This is a genomic window from Geobacillus sp. LEMMY01, from assembly GCF_002042905.1.
Taxonomy (GTDB): Bacteria; Bacillota; Bacilli; order Bacillales; family Anoxybacillaceae; genus Geobacillus; species Geobacillus proteiniphilus.
The window spans coordinates 91,692-109,149 of the sequence record NZ_MVKA01000010.1 but is presented as its reverse complement, the minus strand read 5'-3'; the positions used below and the strand labels follow the sequence as shown (position 1 = coordinate 109,149).

Here is a 17,458-nt window from a genome sequence, read left to right as displayed (position 1 = left end):
ATCACAAAATGAAAGGCGACAGCGAAACAGCCGCCCTTCATTTCATGATTTTGAAGAAGGCTAGCGGCGCGCACTAGCCTTCTTCGCCGTTGTTCGTCACTTGATCGTCGCAGCGAATTGTTCGTACTCTTTCCGGTTTGTCGGAACTTTCACTTCGCCTTTGATGATTTTTTGCTTCCATTCGTCAACTGTTTTTAACACGTTCTCCGGAATGTTGTCTTGCGTCGGGGCAATGCCGACCCCATTTTCCGGCAACCCGTACTCAATCGTTTTGCCGCCCGGGAAGTCGCCCTCTTTCGCCCGTTTCGCCGTGTCATAGACAGCGACGTCGACGCGTTTCACCATCGAAGTGAGCGTTACGTTGTACGTTTTGCCGCCGACTTTCACTTCTCCCTCCGGCGCTTGGTCTTTGTCAACACCGATGACCCAAATTTCGCGGTTCGGATCTTTCTTCTTCAAATCTTTCGCTTCCGAGAAGACGCCGTTCCCAGTCGCTCCAGCTGCATGGTAGATGATGTCGATGCCAGACGCGTACATGCTCGAGGCGATCGCTTTCCCTTTATCCGCTTGGTCGAACGCCCCGGCGTATTGCACTTCCACAGTCGCCTTCGGATTGACCGCTTTGACGCCGGCGCGGAATCCGCTTTCGAATTTTTCGATCAACGGAATCTCCATCCCGCCGACAAAGCCGATTTTATTCGTTTTCGTCATTAGCCCGGCGACAACACCGACAAGGAACGAGCCTTCATGCTCCTTGAACGTGATGCTGGCGACGTTCGGCTCGTCAACAACGGTGTCGACGATGGCGAAATGTTTTTTCGGGTTTTGCTTGGCGACTTCTTTCACCGCGTCGCCCATCAAATACCCGATGCCGAAAATCAAGTCAAAGTCGCTGCGCACAAGCTTGTTTAAGTTCGTGGCATAGTCGGCGTCGCTCGATGACTGCAAGTAGTCGTAGCCGCCGCGGCCTTTTTCAAGCCCGTTGTCTTTGCCGAACTTTTGCAGCCCTTCCCAAGCCGACTGGTTGAACGATTTGTCGTCAATGCCGCCGACGTCGGTGACCATGGCGACGCTGAACGTATCTTTCTGATTGCCGCCTCCCGCATTGTTGCCGGCTTGTCCGCAGGCGCTAAGCAGCGTGCCGGCGGCAAACAGGACGGACAACACCAACCCGATTCGCTTTTTCACATTCATTACCCCCTAACTTGAAAATTTGTTCCTTAATTAGTATAAAGCTTCCGCTCTCTTTCTATGTACCCATTTTCACCCCCTTAAAAGCTGAACCGCTTCCGCATGACATGGAAGCTGAACTTGTCGGAGCGGAAGTAGTTGACGGAATAAAAAATCGGCTCATCGTTTTTATCGAAATGCATTTGCTTGAGCACAAGCAGCGCCGTTTCCGGGTCGCATTGCAAAATCGGCGACACTTTTTCGTGATAGCCGAGCGGCTCGATGCGCGCCACCGCATAGGCGATGTCGCGATGCGTTTGGTTGTGCAAGTTTTCAAACAGCGACTCCTGTTCATAGGAGATGCCCTTTGGCAAATATTTACATAAAATTTTATCCAAGCAATAAACGACCGGCTCTCCATCGGCGGTGCGCACCCGCTCGATGAGCAGCAAATCCTCGTCCGGCCGGCATTGGAAGCGGCGCATATCGTCTTCCGTCGGCTGTTGGATGGAGGAAGACAAAAAAATCGTTCCCGGCTTGCGCCCTGCTTGGCGAATCATATCCGTGACGCTTGAGAGCTGCTCAATGCCGGACGTAAACAGCGGGCGGGCGTTGACAAACGTTCCGACGCCGTGGCGGCGGATGATAATGTTTTCTTCTTCAAGCACCCGCAGCGCTTCCCTCAATGTCGCCCGGCTGACGCCAAGCTGTTTGGCGAGCTCAAACTCGGACGGCAGTTTTTGCTTTTCTTTGTACACTCCCGTTTCAATATCGCGCTTGATGCGATCGATGACTTGCAAGTAAAGGTGGCGGCTGTCTGATTTGATTGACATGACAACGTCCTCCGTGTTACGCATTCCGTTGAGATCAGACCTCTGACATTAGACATATAACCTTTTTGAGATTACTATATCATTTTTTACTGGGCAAATAAATAGGCGATATCAAATTTTGTCGAAGAAAAAGAAATAGGATTGGCAGCGCTTCCAATAAGATGTATGATTGAGCGGGCAGGCTTTTTTCGCCCGCCCTTTTTCCCATTTATGATGTCTTTTTTAAATCTTCTTTCGACCAAAGAACGGCGCGCGGCTTGCTTCCTTCATACGGGCCGACGACGCCGCGCTCCTCCATGGCATCAATGAGCCGAGCGGCGCGATTGTAACCGATGCGGAAGCGGCGCTGCAGCATCGAGACGGAGGCGCTTTGCATTTCGACGACAAGACGGACCGCCTCATCGTACAAATCGTCTTCAAGGGCTGAGGAAGAGGATTCGCTGTCTTCGACGAGCATCTCCTCATAGTATTGCGCCTGTTGCTGCCCGGTGACAAACCGAACGACTTCTTCCACCTCTTGGTCGGAGACAAACGCCCCTTGGACGCGCACTGGTTTTGAGGCCCCCATCGGCAAAAACAGCATATCGCCGCGGCCGAGCAGTTTTTCCGCCCCGCCCATATCCAAAATGGTGCGCGAGTCAATTTGCGATGATACACTGAAGGCGATGCGCGACGGAATGTTCGCTTTGATGACGCCGGTGATGACGTCCACCGACGGGCGCTGGGTGGCGATGATCAAGTGGATGCCAGCGGCGCGCGCCATTTGCGCCAAACGGGTGATCGCCTCTTCCACATCCGAGGAAGCCACCATCATCAAGTCGGCCAATTCGTCGATGATCACGACGATGTACGGCAAAAGCGGCTGCTGTTCCGACGCCGTTTCGTTATGGTGGCGGATATGCTCGTTATACCCTTCAATGTTGCGCGTGCCGGTATGCGAGAACAGCTCGTAGCGCCGCTCCATTTCTTGGACGACTTTTTTCAGCGCCTGGGCCGCTTTTTTCGCGTCGGTGACGACCGGCGTCAACAAATGAGGAACACCGTTGTACACACTTAACTCCACCATTTTCGGATCGATCATCATCAGCTTCACCTCATGCGGCTTCGTGCGCATGAGCAGGCTGACGATAATGCCGTTGATGCAGACGCTTTTGCCGCTGCCGGTCGCGCCGGCGATCAACAAATGCGGCATTTTGTTTAGTTCCGCAGCGACGACTTCACCGGAGATGTCGCGCCCAAGCGGAATCAAAAGCTTCGCCTTATCCCGTGTATGCTCAATGGCTTCCAGCACTTCGCGCAGCGAAACAGTGGCGATCTCTTCATTTGGCACTTCGATGCCGATCGCTGACTTGCCGGGGATCGGCGCTTCAATGCGGATGTCTTTCGCCGCCAAAGCGAGCGCCAAATCGTCGCTTAAACTGACAATTTTGCTCACTTTCACCCCGACGTCCGGATACACTTCATATTTCGTCACCGCCGGACCGAGGTGCACTTGCGTCACTTTCGCCTTGACGCCGAAGCTTTGGAACGTTTTCTCCAGTTTGCGCGCGTTGGCGTAAATGTTCGCATGATCGGCCGATTGCCCGGCCGGCTTCGGCAGGCGAAGCAAATCAAGCGGCGGCAGGTCGTAATTGGTGTTTTCATGCTCGGAAAACGCCAACGGCGGCGCCGGTTTGTCCTCCTCCCCCCCACTGTCGCCTTCCACCAGTGGATTCTTCTCTTCTTCCGGCTCAGCGGCCGACCGGACCGCGGCAAAATCGGAAATGATCGGCGGCGGGGAAAGCAGTTCCTCATCCGGCTCGACGCTGCTTGCTTCAGCCGGCTCGTCTTCCCGCTTTGCGGCCGCCCGCCGCGAGCGTCGGCTTCGGCCGCGGTTGGCCTTGCGCTTCCTCCCCGCCCGCCATTGCTTTATATCTTCGACAAACGCCAACCATTCTTTTCGCACAAACGCTGCGGCAAAAGCAACCCATTTGCCGGCCGTCTCGCGCAGCGATTTCCCGGTCAGCACGACAAAGCCGACGATGAACAGAAGGAAACAAATCCATTTCGTCCCGGGCGAATCGAACAGTTGGTAGCTGGCGGCAAACAACAGCGCGCCGACCATTCCGCCCCCTAAATCCACATCGGCCGCCTTGCCGCTCGCTTCGTTCCAAAACAGCCCCCACGTCGTCCGGATGACGCTTGGGTCTAGCTCGCCTCGCCGCGACATGAGTTCAAACAGCTTGTCATGGCTTAAAAGCAGGAGCGCCGCGGCGATGGCCGAAGCGCCGACAAACGGACGGCCCGTCCATGATGGCCACTCCCGCCGCCACATGAGAAGGAGCGATAATATGAAAAGTCCGCCTACTAATAGCATGTACCATTCGCCGAAAAAAAAGCGGCCCACAAGCACGAGCGTCTCCCCGACAAGCCCGAGGCGGGCCATTGCGACGACGGCGACCGCGAGCAAGCCAAGGCCGATCAATTCAAAGCGGATTGTTTCCGTCCATGGCTGCGTTTTTGACGGCTTCCCTTTTTTTCTTCGCTTTCGTTTCGCCATGATCGTTCACTCCAGCATGAATGAATTGGCAAGCCGGAAAAAAGCAGCCAACAATGGCTGCTTTTTTTCGTTTGTCTACTATTATATCATGAACGGCCGAACAATTCATTACGATGTTGCCGCGGAAGCCGGAAATCGCGCCCCAGGCGCATATTTGGCGTTTAAAAAATGGTACGGATTCGTGCTTAAGTTTTGCACGATTTCATATTCTCCCGTTTCTACAGCTTGGACGAGAAACGGAATACCATCGTAATACACCATTTTCTGCTTCTCATAAACGGCGGCATCGACCGGAAAAATCAAATGTTCGGGCATGATCGTATACAAAATCATTGGATCATCTTCCCTTCCCCGTTTTTCCTCATCTCGATCAGCTCGCGCAGCTTCGCCATCGCTTGGGACACGCCGCCGACTTCATCGATGAGCCCGTACCGGACGGCGTCAGGCCCAACGACGTTCGTGCCGATGTCGCGCGTCAAATTGCCTTTGGAAAACATGAGCTCTTTAAACTTTTCCTCGCTGATCTTCGAATGTTTCGTCACGAAGCGGACGACGCGCTCCTGCATTTTATCCAAGTACTCAAACGTCTGCGGCACGCCGATGACAAGCCCCGTCAAACGGATCGGATGAATCGTCATCGTCGCCGTCTCGGTGATGAACGAATAGTTGCACGACACAGCGATCGGCACGCCGATCGAATGGCCGCCGCCAAGCACAACGGAAACAGTCGGTTTCGAGAGCGAGGCGAGCATTTCGGCAATGGCGAGCCCTGCTTCCACATCGCCGCCGACCGTATTTAAAATGACGAGCAGCCCTTCAATTTTCGGGTTTTGCTCGATGGCCACAATTTGCGGAATGACGTGCTCGTATTTCGTCGCCTTATTTTGCGGCGGCAGCTGAATATGCCCTTCAATCTGTCCGACGATCGTCAAACAATGAATGTTCGTATCGGGTTCCATTTGCGGGACGTTCGTCTGCCCAAGCTGGGTGATGGCCGCAGTTGCTTCCCCGGCCTTTGTTTCCGGTTGTTCTCCCTCGGTTTCCGCTTGAAAATAACGCTCCTTCTCCATCCATTTCATCTCCTTTCTTGTCGATCATACGCTTAGTATGGCCGAAAGAAAAAAGAAAAATGCCGGCAACGGCTGACCGTTCCCAGCATTTTACTGTGGACTTTGAGCATGATTGCATTATACTTCCATAATAATAGGCAAAATCATCGGTCTGCGCTTCGTTTTTTCAAATAAAAACTGGCTTAACGCTTCGCGGATGTTCGCTTTCAACGACGACCATTCGAGCATGTATGATTCAAGACAGCGCTCGATGATCGCCGCCACCATTTTCTCTGCTTCCTCAAGCAGCGTCTCAGACTCGCGCATGTAGACGAACCCGCGCGAAATGATTTCTGGGCCGGCGGCGATCGTTTTCGTTTCTTTGTTCAGCGTGACGACGGCGATCAAAATGCCATCCTGGGACAATAAGCGGCGATCGCGCAACACGATGTTGCCGACATCGCCAATGCCAAGGCCGTCAATTAAAATGTTGCCGTACGGCACTTTGCCGCCGGAGCGGGCGGCGCCGCCGCGGAACTCGATCACTTCGCCTTTGTCGATTAAAAACGTCCGCTCCTCCGAGATGCCGACCGCCTTCGCCAACCGGGCGTGCGCTTTTTGCATCCGATATTCTCCGTGCACCGGAATAAAGTATTTTGGCTTCATTAAATTGAGCATCAACTTTAATTCTTCTTGGCAACCGTGCCCGGATACGTGCACTTGCCGGTCGCGGTAAATCACGTTGGCGCCGGCCCGGTACAAGGCGTCAATCGTTTTCGCGAACCCGAGCTCATAGCCCGGCATGACGGATGCGGCGACGATGACGGTATCCCCTTCTTTGATGTTCACTTGTTTGTTCGCTTGGCGCGCCATGCGCCAAAGCGCGCTCATCGGCTCGCCGTGCCCGCCGGTTGTCAAAATGACGAGCTCGCGGTCGCCATAACGATCGATATCATGCGCAGAAATCGTCACCTTGTCTGGAACGTGCAAATAGCCAAGGCGCACGGCGATGTCCATTACTTTATGCAGCGTTTTGCCGATCACTGCCACTTTGCGCCCGGATTGGTGGGCAGCGTACAGCACCTGCTGAATGCGGGTGATGTTGGAAGCGTAGCAGGCAACAAATACGCGTCCTTTCGCATGGCCGATCACGTCAGCGATCTCATAGGCGACCACCGTATCGGAGCCGCTGTAGCCGGGGCGTTCGGCATTCGTGCTGTCCGACAAAAGACACAGCACCCCCTCTTCGCCGATTTGCGCCATTTTTCCCAAGTCGGTGCGGTTGTTGCCATACGGCGTTTGGTCAAATTTAAAATCGCTCGTGTACACGATCGCACCTTGCGATGTATGCAGACTGATGCCGACGGAATCGGGGATGCTGTGGATCGTGCGGAAAAACGTCACTTTCGCCTTGTCAAACACGAGTTCCGCGTCCGGATGAACTTCATTGAGCTTCGCGCCCGACACCCCTTGTTCTTTTAACAGCGCCTCCGCCAACCCAAGCGTCAACTTCGTTCCGTATACCGGCACAGGCAGCTGCTTGAGCACATAGGCGATCGCCCCCATATGCTCCTCGTGCCCGTGGGTGAGAAAAATTGCCTGAATGCGATGCTGCCGTTCAATCAAATATGTGATGTCCGGGATCACTTTGTCGATGCCGAGCATTTCGTCTTCCGGAAACATCACCCCGGCGTCGATGACAAAAATATCCTCGTCCAATTCGATGACATACATGTTTTTGCCGATTTCTCCGACTCCCCCGAGGGAAAAAATGCGTATTTTCTCTACCGGCTTTATTTTCGATTTCAAGGCTGCGTCCTCCCAATTGTGATGCTAACCCGCTCAAAGTCACTTGCTTTTATTATAACGAATCGGTGCGGAAAAACACAAGATGGTTCATCAACCAACCAATGGATTTCACAGCCAAGGCAAAAAAAGGCCCCAACGCGCAAGCAAAGCGTTGGGGAATCGTTTCGCCGAGAGCCCATTGTTACGACAGCGCATCGAGCAGGCGGCTTAGCTCCTTCCGCTCTTGTTCGGTGAGCGGCACAAGCGGAAGGCGCACCGAACCGACGTCCAGCCCGCGCAGCTGCAGCGCCGTTTTCACCGGCACCGGGCTTGGGGCGGCAAACAAGCCTTTCATGAGCGGCAGCCATTTTCGATGCAGCGCCGCCGCCTTCTGATGATCGCCCGCTAAAAAGGAACGAATCATTTCTTGCATTTCATTGCCAATGATGTGCGAAGCGACCGAGACGACGCCATTGCCGCCGATCGCTAGCACTGGAAGCGTCAAGCTGTCGTCGCCGCTGTAGAGCAAAAAGTCGTCCGGCGTACGCTCAATGATTTCCGCCATGGCGTCCAAATTGCCGCCCGCTTCCTTGACAGCGACAATGTTCGGAACTTCGGACAGCCGGATGACCGTCTCCGGAGCAAGACTCACCGACGTGCGCCCTGGAACGTTATACAGCATCACCGGCAGCGATGTGCTTTCGGCAATCGCTTTGAAATGCTGATACAGCCCTTCTTGGTTCGGCTTGTTGTAATACGGCGCCACAAGCATGACAGCATCGACGCCCGCCTCTTCCGCCTTTTTCGTCAGCTCGATCGACGCGCGCGTATCGTTTGTGCCCGTTCCAGCAATGACCGGCGCCCGGCCGTTGACGACGGAGACGACATGGCGGAAAAGCGCGATTTTTTCCTCGGTCGTCAATGTCGGCGACTCGCCGGTCGTGCCGGCGACAACGAGCGCGTCTGTGCCATTGTCAAGCAAATAGTTGACAAGCTCCGTCGTTTTTGCCAAGTCGAGATTTCCTTTTCGGTCAAATGGCGTGACCATCGCCGTTATGATGTTCCCGAACTGAACCACGGTTTTCACTCCTCGCTCCAAATCGCTTCATCTCCGCCCGCATCCGCCTCGGATAAGCAGAAGGCGTCATGCAGGGCGTTGACCGCTTTTTCCATATCGTCTTGCTTCACTAACACCCAAATCGTCGTATGGCTGTCGGCCGACTGCAAAATTTGAATGCCTTGCTCCGACAAGGCGGTGACGATTTTCGCCGTCACCCCCGGCACGCCGGCAATGCCGGCGCCGACGACCGACACTTTGGCGCATCGGGGCGTCACGGCCGGTTCGTAGCCGATGCGGCGCAGGGCGGCCACCGCTTTTTCCGTCATGTCGCCGCTCACGGTGTACACAACACCGTACGGGGAAATGTTGATAAAGTCCACGCTGATCCCTTCATGGGCCATCGCTTGAAACACGTCAGACTGCAGCTCATAGCGGCCTTCTTTCGCCAGCACTTTGATTTGTGTGACGTCGGCGACGTACGTAATGCCGGTGACAAGCCGCTCTTTCACATCGCTTCCTTTTCGGCCGCGGACCGATGAAGTGACGAGCGTCCCGGGTGCATCGGAGTACGTCGAGCGGATGCGCAGCGGCACTTTCGCCTGCATGGCGATCTCCACCGCGCGCGGATGGATCACTTTCGCCCCTTGGTACGCCATGTTGCAAATTTCCGTATACGTGACGACATCAAGCGGCCGGGCGCTCTCAACGATGCGCGGGTCAGCGGTCATGACGCCGTCGACATCGGTGAAAATATCGACCCACTCCGCGTTTAACGCCGCGCCGAGCGCCGCCGCCGACGTGTCGCTTCCTCCGCGGCCGAGCGTTGTCATGTCGCCGTTTTCCGCCATGCCTTGAAAGCCGGCGACAACGACAACGTCGTATTGCCGAAGCGCCTCAAGGAGGCGGTCGCAGCGCATTTCGAGAATTTTCGCGTTCGTATGATCGCTGTTCGTGCGGAATCCGGCCTGGGCGCCGGTGAACGCCGTCGCTTTGATGCCGTGTTCGTTCAACAAGTTGCTGAACACAACGCTTGAGATGATTTCTCCGCACGCCATGAGCATATCTTGCTCGCGCTTCGTTACGTGGTGGCGAGCGCCGCCGATCAAACTAAGAAGCGTATCGGTCGCATATGGGTCGCCGTAACGGCCCATGGCCGATACAACAGCGACAACTTTATAGCCGTCCTCAAGCGCCCGTTCAATATGGCGGCGCGCCAAGTTCCGTCCGCGCTCATCGCGGACGGACGTGCCGCCGAACTTTTGAACAATGAGTTTCATGCTAACACCTCGATGCTTTTTCAAATGAGCCCGAGCTTCAACAAACTTTCTGCGATTTGCACCGAATTCGAGGCTGCGCCTTTTAGCAAGTTGTCAGCGACAATCCATAGATGGAAGCCGCGGCGGTTGTCCAAATCGCGGCGAATGCGGCCGACAAACACGTCATACTTACCGACGCAGTCCACCGGCATCGGGTACAGCTGTTCGCTCGGATCATCTTGAAGCACGACGCCCGGCGCTTCGCGGAGCACCGCCTGCAAGTCGGCAGCGGTGACGCCGTCTTGTTCAATTTCGATGTACACCGATTCCGAATGGCCGCTCGCTACCGGAATGCGCACACACGTCGCCGCCACTTTCAGCTCAGGCATATGCATAATTTTTTTTGTTTCATTGATCATTTTCATTTCTTCAAACGTAAATCCATTGTCTTGAAACTTATCGATTTGCGGAATGGCGTTGAACGCAATTTGGTAATGCTTCCGGTCCGATTTCACTGGCAAAATGTTCGCCTCAACCGGCTTGCCTTCGAGCACGGCTTTCGTCTGCTCGTTGAGCTCTTCAATTGCCTGCGCTCCCGCCCCGGAGACAGCCTGGTACGTCGAGACGATGACGCGCTCTAAGCCAAACGCTTTCCGAATCGGCTCCAACACCACGACCATTTGAATCGTCGAGCAGTTCGGATTGGCGATAATGCCGTTATGCCACGTCAAGTCGCTTTCGTTCACTTCCGGAACGACAAGCGGCACGTTTTCCTCCATCCGAAACGCGCTCGTATTGTCGATCACGATCGCCCCGCGCCGCACCGCTTCCGGCGCCAGCGCTTTCGATACGGCGCCGCCGGCGCTGAACAAGGCGATGTCGACCCCATCAAAGCGCTCGGGCGATGCCGCCCGCACTTCGATCTCCTCGCTGCGGAAGCGCATTTTTTTGCCGGCTGACCGCTCCGATGACAACAAGGTCAATTTTCCAACCGGGAAGTTCCGGTCTTCAAGCGTCCGCACCATTTGCTGCCCAACTGCCCCCGTTGCTCCGACGACAGCGACATGATATTGTTTTTGAGCCATCAACCATTCTCCTTCCACATCGTCACTCTAAGAAGTGAATTCATAGTCTTTATTTTATCACATTCCGTTGCGGACGAGAGAACATTTTTATGCGGAACATTGATTTTTGATTCAGTTGTAGCGGAACCGCTCGATAATGACCGGCTGCAGCTGCTTCCCTTCAAGCGCGGCAAGAATCGTATCGCGCAAAAGCGGCATGTAGGCGACCATTGAGTTCGGCTTCGCCTGCGGGGCGTCTTGGCCGAACGGAATGAAATAAATGTTTTTTGCCGCCATAAGCCGCATTAAGTTGACGCCGTTTAAGCCGAGCGCATCGTTTGTGGAAATGCCAAGCACGACCGGGCGGTGGTTGCGCATCGTCGCTTTGGCGGCCATGAGCACCGGGGAATCGGTCATGGCGTTGGCTAGCTTGCTCATCGAGTTGCCGGTAAGCGGGGCGATCACCATGCAGTCGAGCGGAATTTTCGGTCCGAGAGGTTCTGCTTTGACGATCGTATCGATCACCTCGTTTCCGGTCAGCTGCTCCAGTTTTTTCACCCATTCTTCCCCTTCCCCGAAGCGGGTGTTCGTCGTTTTCACCGTATAGGTGACGATCGGCAGCACCTCCGCTCCTTCGTTGACGAGCTTCTCGATCTCCGGGAACACCGCATCATATGTGCAATGCGACCCGGTGAGGCCAAAGCCGATCCGTTTTCCTTTCAAGCTGTTCCCGCTCATGCATGATTCTCCTCCCGTTTTTGTAAATCTTCATATAACAGTTGCGCCAAGACGTTGGCAATGATTTGCCCAGCTGTCTTCGGCGCGACGACCCCAGGCAGCCCGGGCGCCAAAATGGCTTTCACTCCGCGCTTTTCGGCATAGCGGAAGTCAGTGCCGCCCGGTTTTGACGCCAAATCGATAATCAGCGTATGAGGCGGCATTTTCGCGATGACGCTCGCCGTCACGATGAGATGAGGCACGGTGTTGATACAGACGTCAATGTCACGCACTTCTTTTTCCAAATCGTTTAAGTGAAACGGCACGAGCCCCATTTCCGTGATGCGGGCGAGATGCTCCGACCGGCGCGCCCCGACTTTCACTTTCGCCCCCAACGCGGCGAACGTTCGGGCGACGGTCATGCCGACGCGTCCAAGCCCCAAGACAGCGACGCGCGAGCCATGGATCGTAAAATCCGTATGCTGAATGACCATCATCACCGTGCCTTCCGCGGTCGGAATCGAGTTGTAAATGGCGACATCGTCGCGCTCAAACAACTGCACGTGCTTGCGCCCTGTTTTTTTCACCAATTCGTCCAAATACGCGTTGCTGATGCCGGAATAAATCGTGCATTGCTGCGCCGTTTTTTGCACCATCTCTTCTGTAAACGGAATCGGTTCGTGGGCGAACACGCTGTTGACGTTTCCGTCCAGCGTCGTGCCGTGAACCGGCAAAATGATCGCATCCAAATCGGCAAAATCGACTTCGCCAATCGGCAGCTTCATCGCCCCGGTGAAATGATGGGCGAGCTGGTCGAAGCCGACAAGCGACAACTTCGCATCGAGTTCAACGAGTTTGCGAATGACTTCAAGCTGCCTAGCATCGCCGCCGATGATGGCGATGTGCATTCCTGTCAGCATCATGTTGTACGCTCACCTTCTTTTTTGGCAAACTGCTCCGTTTCCTTTCCCATCTTATGTCGGAAAGAAAATATAGGTGAATATCCTTGTAGGAAAAAATGGGTGATATGCGCTGACAGCAGACAAGAGGCAGTCATTTTTTCCGGTTTTGTTCCTTACATATAGAAGTAAAGAAGCCAAAAGGGGGGGAAACCAGCATGAGGCTGAGCGAGTTAAGCGGAAAAGAAATTGTCGATGTAAGCCGAGCTGAGCGGCTCGGGGTGCTCGGGCAGACCGATTTGGAAATTAACGAGCAGACGGGGCAGATCGAGGCGCTGCTCATCCCAACGGGAAAATGGTTCGGGTTTCGCAAAGACGGACAGGAAATTCGCGTGCCGTGGAAATATATTCGCAAAATCGGCGCCGATATGGTGATGATCGATGTCCCCGAGGAAGGATGAAAGAGGCGGAAACGAAAAAGCTAACAACCTAGCGAAAGGTCGTTAGCTTTTTTGATGCTCGGTCTATGAACGGAGCGGGCGCGGCAGCACGCCGTCCGGGCTGATTAAGGCGAGTGCGTAATCGTCCGTGAAAACCGTGCGCGCCAGTTCGTTTACTTTTTCTGCTGTGACGCTTTCAATCTCTTCAATGATCTCATCAAGCGAGCGATGGCGGCCGAGAAGGAGTTCATTTTTGCCGTTGCGGCTCATCCGGCTGTTCGTGCTCTCGAGCCCAAGCATCAGGCTTCCTTTCATCTGCTCTTTGCTGTTATGCAGCTCTTTTTCGGTCACTCCGTCCTCCTTCAGCTGGCGAATGGTCTGCTGGATCGTTTCGAACAGCACATCAAGCTGGCTGCTTCCTGTGCCGGCGTAAATGGCGAGCAGGCCGCTGTCTTGGTAGGCGGAATGGTACGAGAACACCGAATACGCCAATCCGCGCTGTTCGCGCACTTCCTGAAACAGCCGGCTGCTCATGCTGCCGCCTAAAATATTGTTCAAGATGAGGAGCGGATACGCGTCCGGATGGCCGATCGGCAGCCCGTTGAATCCGATGCATACGTGCGCCTGCTCGGTGTCTTTTTTGCGCGCGATCTTTTGCGGCACAAACAACGGCGTCCCTGAAGAAAGCGGCTTGCTTTCTGCGGTGAACGAGCCGAAATAGCGCTCGACCTCGTCAATAAACCGTTCGTCGACGTTGCCGGCGACCGAAATGACGACGCGATCCGGTGTATAGTAATCCGCCATATATTGGCGCAGCGTGTCGCCAGTGAACGTGCGCAGCGTCTCTTCCGTGCCCAAAATCGGATAGCCGAGCGGGTGGCTTGCATAGCACGCTTTGCCGAGCAAATCGTGGACGATGTCATCCGGTGTATCTTCATACATTTTGATTTCCTCGAGCACAACGTTGCGCTCCTTTTGCAGCTCATCCTCCACAAATGTCGAGTGGAAAAACATATCGGCGAGCATTTCAAGCGCCAGCGGCGCGTGTTCATCCAACACTTTGGCGTAGTAACACGTATACTCTTTCGATGTAAAAGCGTTCACTTGCCCGCCGATGCTGTCGAACGCTTCCGCAATGTCCCGGGCCGTACGCGTCGTTGTCCCCTTGAAAAACATATGCTCTAAAAAGTGGGAAATGCCGTTGGTTTGCTCCGTTTCATTGCGCGAGCCAGTCCCGATCCATATGCCGATGGCCACCGAGCGCACGGTCGGGATTTGCTCGAGCACGATTCGCACACCGTTTTTGCACGTATATTTGTTAATCAACTCCATGTTCCTCCTGTTTGTTTGCCAGTCTTTTCTCATCGAATAAGGCCGTCAAGCTGCCTAAGGCGTAGCCTTGGCGCCTGATCGAGGCGATCAGCTCGTCAAGCGCAGCCGCCGTCGGCATCGTCGGATGCATTAAAATGATGGCGCCGGGATGGACGTTTGATGTCACCCGTTTCACTATAACAGATGGCGACGGTTTTTGCCAATCAATTGTATCGACGCTCCATAGAATCGTTTTCATGCCGAGTTCCGCGGCGATCTCGACGACCTCGTCGCGGTAGCTGCCGCTTGGCGGGGCAAACCATTTGCATTTGACCGCCGTCGCCGCCTCAATCACTTCGTTTGTTTTCTCGAGCTCACGTCGGATGTTGTCGACAGCGAGCGTTTTCATATCGGGATGGCTGTAGGAATGGTTGCCGATTTCATGGCCGGCGTCTGCTATCATTTTTGCCATCTCCGGGTGATTTTTTACCCATCGCCCCTCTAAAAAGAACGTCGCCTTGACATTGTATTTTTTCAGCGTCTCAAGCATGTCGGGGAGGTATTCTTCCCCCCAAGCGACATTGACAGCAAACGCCACCATCGGCTTGTCAGGATGGCCGCGGTAAATCGGCGCCGGCGGCAAATCGTCCAAATGGACGCGGGGTGGCACTTGACGGAACACAAGTTTCCGTTCGTCAAACGTTCCGGTTTTCTTCATATTTTCATAAGAAGCATCGATGTCGACGGCGAGCCCGTTGTAGCCGGGCGTCGCCTTCCATACTTTATCGATGACCGCATCTTGGGCGGGAATTTCATATTGCTTCGCTTGTTTGACGATCGTGTCATACAGCTTGTCGCGCTCTTTCATCGCGGTCGTTTCCATCGGGCGCCAGCTCGCGATGTAATCGCCAACCGGCGGCCAATGAACCGCCGCCCAGGCGGCAAGAAACATGACCGCTAGCGCCATATAGCGGGCATAGCCGTTGTTCACCCTTGTCCCCCTCCTTTTTTACTACTACAACATATGTCTTAGGGGGACAGGATAGAACATAACAAAAGAGCCTTAAGAAACAAATTCCTAAGGCTTCATGCGATGGCGCTCCGGCCGTCTTCCTCGTTTTTCCCTAGATTCCCGCGGCAGTTCCCCTCCAATGTTGCGGGCATCGCGCAACACCGCTTTGCGCGACAGGTTGACGCGCCCTTGCTTATCGATTTCCGTTACTTTCACTAAAATTTCATCGCCAATCGAAACGACGTCTTCGACTTTGCCGACCCGCCCTTCAGCGAGCTCGGAAATGTGGACAAGCCCGTCTTTGCCGTTGAACAGCTCAACGAAGGCGCCGAATTTTTCGATCCGCTTCACTTTGCCCAAATACACTTGGCCGACTTCGACTTCGCGGACGATGTCTTCGATGATTTGCTTCGCTTTTTGGTTGGCCGCTTCATCCACAGACGAGATGAAAATCGTGCCGTCTTGTTCGATGTCGATTTTGACGCCGGTTTCATCGATGATTTTGTTGATCTGCTTGCCGCTTGGTCCGATGACCTCACGGATTTTGTCCGGATTGATGTGCATGATCAAAATTTTCGGCGCATATTTGGACAGCTCTTTGCGCGGCTCGCTGAGCGTTTGCATCATATGGTCCAAAATCTCAAGCCGCCCTTTGCGCGCTTGCATGAGCGCCTCTTCCAAAATCTCGCGCGTCAACCCTTTGATTTTAATGTCCATTTGCAACGCAGTGACGCCTTTTCTCGTGCCGGCGACTTTAAAGTCCATATCGCCAAGATGGTCTTCGATGCCTTGAATGTCGGTCAAAATCGTGTAATGGTCGTCGTTTTTCACAAGCCCCATAGCAATGCCGGCGACCGGTGCTTTAATCGGCACCCCAGCGTCCATCATCGCCAGCGTGCTGGCGCAAATGCTGGCCTGCGATGTCGAGCCGTTCGACTCAAGCACTTCCGAAACGAGGCGGATCGTATACGGGAATTCGCGCTCCGACGGCACGACCGGCTCGAGCGCCCGTTCGCCAAGCGCCCCGTGTCCGATTTCACGCCGCCCCGGCCCGCGCATCGGCCCGGTTTCCCCGACGGAAAACGGCGGGAAGTTGTAATGGTGCATAAACCGCTTCGATTCTTCAAGATCAAGCCCGTCCAAAATTTGCACATCGCCAAGCGCCCCAAGCGTGCAAACGCTCAACACTTGCGTCTGCCCGCGCGTAAACAAACCGGAGCCGTGCGTGCGCGGCAGGACGCCGACCGCCGATGAGAGCGGACGGATTTCATCGACTTTGCGCCCGTCCGGACGGATTTTCTCGACCGTGATCAAACGGCGCACTTCCTCTTTCACGAGCTTATGCAAAATTTCCTGTACTTGCTTGAGCTTCTCCTCATCCGCTTCTTCCGCCTCATATTTGGCGATGACGCCAGCTTTCACATCTTCAATGGCAGCATCGCGCGCCAGTTTCTCCGGCACTTGCACCGCTCGCTTAATGTCCGCTTCCGCAAGCTGGCGGATTTCCGCCTCCAGCGCTGGATCCGGCTCGTAAAGGACGACTTCCATTTTTTCTTTGCCGACTTGGGCGGCGATTTCCTCTTGGAAGGCGATGAGCCGCTTCACTTCCTCATGGCCGAACATGATCGCTTCAAGAATCACTTCTTCCGGCACCTCATCCGCCCCGGCTTCCACCATGTTGATCGCATCTTTTGTGCCGGCGACGACAAGATGCAGATCGCTTTTTTCCATTTGCTCGACCGTCGGATTGATGACAAACTGGCCGTCGACGCGGCCGACGATGACACCGGCGATCGGCCCTTCAAACGGAATGTCGGAAATCGTCAGCGCCACCGACGAACCGATTAAGGCCGCTACTTCCGGCGCGCAGTCTTGATCGACGCTCATGACCATCGAGACGACTTGCACTTCGTTGCGGAATCCTTCAGCAAACAGCGGGCGAATCGGCCGGTCGATGAGTCGGCTCACCAAAATCGCTTTCTCGCTCGGGCGGCCTTCGCGCTTAATAAACCCGCCCGGAATTTTCCCGACGGCGTACAGCCGCTCCTCGTAGTTGACGGTGAGCGGGAAAAAGTCGACGTTTTTCGCCTCCCGCGACGCGGTGGCCGTGCTCAGCACGACCGTATCGCCGTAGCGGACGAGCGCCGCCCCGTTCGCCTGTTTCGCCAGTTCGCCGGTTTCAACAATGAGCGGCCGCCCAGCCACATCGATGGAAAACACGCGTTTCTCTTGTTCCATACAGACGAGTACTCCTCTCTATGTACAAATAAAAATATGGATCCGCTGATGATTAGTATAGACGAATTGGCGCCATTGTTAT

General features: G+C 54.7%; 15 protein-coding genes. 1 reads left to right on the top strand and 14 read right to left on the bottom strand.

Going from position 1 to position 17,458, the window contains the following annotated elements; genetic code table 11:
* Window positions 1-96 precede the first annotated feature (96 nt).
* The 11 genes from B1A75_RS06975 to dpaA form a co-directional block, all read right to left on the bottom strand.
* Complete coding sequence (locus B1A75_RS06975) at window positions 97-1,188, bottom strand: BMP family lipoprotein (protein ID WP_014195487.1); 1,092 nt, start codon at window positions 1,186-1,188, stop codon at window positions 97-99.
* Between the two features lie 83 nt (window positions 1,189-1,271).
* Window positions 1,272-2,003, bottom strand: coding sequence for a GntR family transcriptional regulator (locus B1A75_RS06970; RefSeq protein WP_033025115.1), 732 nt, complete (start codon window positions 2,001-2,003; stop codon window positions 1,272-1,274).
* A gap of 208 nt (window positions 2,004-2,211) precedes the next feature.
* Complete coding sequence (locus B1A75_RS06965) at window positions 2,212-4,542, bottom strand: DNA translocase FtsK (protein ID WP_079935967.1); 2,331 nt, start codon at window positions 4,540-4,542, stop codon at window positions 2,212-2,214.
* 108 nt (window positions 4,543-4,650) lie between these two features.
* Window positions 4,651-4,875: a YlzJ-like family protein gene (locus B1A75_RS06955; protein WP_074043407.1), complete on the bottom strand. Its 225-nt coding sequence runs from the start codon at window positions 4,873-4,875 to the stop codon at window positions 4,651-4,653.
* A complete protein-coding gene (locus tag B1A75_RS06950) occupies window positions 4,872-5,612 on the bottom strand; it encodes a ClpP family protease (protein WP_079935966.1) in 741 nt (246 codons plus the stop codon). The genes B1A75_RS06955 and B1A75_RS06950 overlap by 4 nt, the downstream gene beginning before the upstream one ends.
* Window positions 5,613-5,729: 117 nt before the next feature.
* A complete protein-coding gene (locus tag B1A75_RS06945; protein WP_074043409.1) occupies window positions 5,730-7,400 on the bottom strand; it encodes a ribonuclease J in 1,671 nt (556 codons plus the stop codon).
* Between the two features lie 181 nt (window positions 7,401-7,581).
* Window positions 7,582-8,457, bottom strand: coding sequence for a 4-hydroxy-tetrahydrodipicolinate synthase (gene dapA, locus B1A75_RS06940; RefSeq protein ID WP_011230777.1), 876 nt, complete (start codon window positions 8,455-8,457; stop codon window positions 7,582-7,584).
* Between the two features lie 5 nt (window positions 8,458-8,462).
* Entirely contained in the window at window positions 8,463-9,716 is a 1,254-nt protein-coding gene (gene dapG / locus B1A75_RS06935) for an aspartate kinase (RefSeq protein ID WP_079935965.1), read from the bottom strand.
* A gap of 20 nt (window positions 9,717-9,736) precedes the next feature.
* Complete coding sequence (gene asd / locus B1A75_RS06930) at window positions 9,737-10,780, bottom strand: aspartate-semialdehyde dehydrogenase (protein WP_074043411.1); 1,044 nt, start codon at window positions 10,778-10,780, stop codon at window positions 9,737-9,739.
* A 111-nt stretch (window positions 10,781-10,891) separates the two neighbouring features.
* Complete coding sequence (locus B1A75_RS06925) at window positions 10,892-11,497, bottom strand: dipicolinate synthase subunit B (RefSeq protein WP_013145721.1); 606 nt, start codon at window positions 11,495-11,497, stop codon at window positions 10,892-10,894.
* Entirely contained in the window at window positions 11,494-12,399 is a 906-nt protein-coding gene (gene dpaA / locus B1A75_RS06920; protein ID WP_033025107.1) for a dipicolinic acid synthetase subunit A, read from the bottom strand. The genes B1A75_RS06925 and dpaA overlap by 4 nt, the downstream gene beginning before the upstream one ends.
* 194 nt (window positions 12,400-12,593) lie before the next feature.
* On the opposite strand from dpaA, the gene B1A75_RS06915 reads away from it, so the two are divergent.
* A complete protein-coding gene (locus B1A75_RS06915) occupies window positions 12,594-12,836 on the top strand; it encodes a YlmC/YmxH family sporulation protein (protein ID WP_011230772.1) in 243 nt (80 codons plus the stop codon).
* Between the two features lie 63 nt (window positions 12,837-12,899).
* Here B1A75_RS06915 and B1A75_RS06910 read toward each other — a convergent pair whose 3' ends face one another.
* From B1A75_RS06910 to pnp, 3 genes are all read right to left on the bottom strand, one after another.
* Window positions 12,900-14,147, bottom strand: coding sequence for a M16 family metallopeptidase (locus B1A75_RS06910; RefSeq protein ID WP_074043412.1), 1,248 nt, complete (start codon window positions 14,145-14,147; stop codon window positions 12,900-12,902).
* Entirely contained in the window at window positions 14,134-15,117 is a 984-nt protein-coding gene (locus tag B1A75_RS06905) for a polysaccharide deacetylase family protein (RefSeq protein WP_074043413.1), read from the bottom strand. Before B1A75_RS06905 ends, B1A75_RS06910 begins: the two co-directional genes overlap by 14 nt.
* Window positions 15,118-15,204: 87 nt before the next feature.
* The gene (gene pnp / locus B1A75_RS06900; protein ID WP_013523420.1) at window positions 15,205-17,376 is read right to left on the bottom strand and encodes a polyribonucleotide nucleotidyltransferase; all 2,172 of its coding nucleotides are present in this window, start codon (window positions 17,374-17,376) and stop codon (window positions 15,205-15,207) included.
* Between the last annotated feature and the right edge of the window lie 82 nt (window positions 17,377-17,458).

Excerpts from the sequence above, each read along its gene's own strand:
- dapG (WP_079935965.1), bottom strand. The coding sequence starts at position 9,716 with ATGAAACTCATTGTTCAAAAGTTCGGCGGCACGTCCGTCCGCGATGAG.
- asd (WP_074043411.1), bottom strand. The coding sequence starts at position 10,780 with ATGGCTCAAAAACAATATCATGTCGCTGTCGTCGGAGCAACGGGGGCA.
- B1A75_RS06910 (WP_074043412.1), bottom strand. The coding sequence starts at position 14,147 with ATGGAGTTGATTAACAAATATACGTGCAAAAACGGTGTGCGAATCGTG.
- B1A75_RS06950 (WP_079935966.1), bottom strand. The coding sequence starts at position 5,612 with ATGGAGAAGGAGCGTTATTTTCAAGCGGAAACCGAGGGAGAACAACCG.
- B1A75_RS06965 (WP_079935967.1), bottom strand. The coding sequence starts at position 4,542 with ATGGCGAAACGAAAGCGAAGAAAAAAAGGGAAGCCGTCAAAAACGCAG.
- B1A75_RS06925 (WP_013145721.1), bottom strand. The coding sequence starts at position 11,497 with ATGAGCGGGAACAGCTTGAAAGGAAAACGGATCGGCTTTGGCCTCACC.
- B1A75_RS06955 (WP_074043407.1), bottom strand. The coding sequence starts at position 4,875 with ATGATTTTGTATACGATCATGCCCGAACATTTGATTTTTCCGGTCGAT.
- pnp (WP_013523420.1), bottom strand. The coding sequence starts at position 17,376 with ATGGAACAAGAGAAACGCGTGTTTTCCATCGATGTGGCTGGGCGGCCG.
- B1A75_RS06970 (WP_033025115.1), bottom strand. The coding sequence starts at position 2,003 with ATGTCAATCAAATCAGACAGCCGCCACCTTTACTTGCAAGTCATCGAT.
- dpaA (WP_033025107.1), bottom strand. The coding sequence starts at position 12,399 with ATGATGCTGACAGGAATGCACATCGCCATCATCGGCGGCGATGCTAGG.
- B1A75_RS06915 (WP_011230772.1), top strand. The coding sequence starts at position 12,594 with ATGAGGCTGAGCGAGTTAAGCGGAAAAGAAATTGTCGATGTAAGCCGA.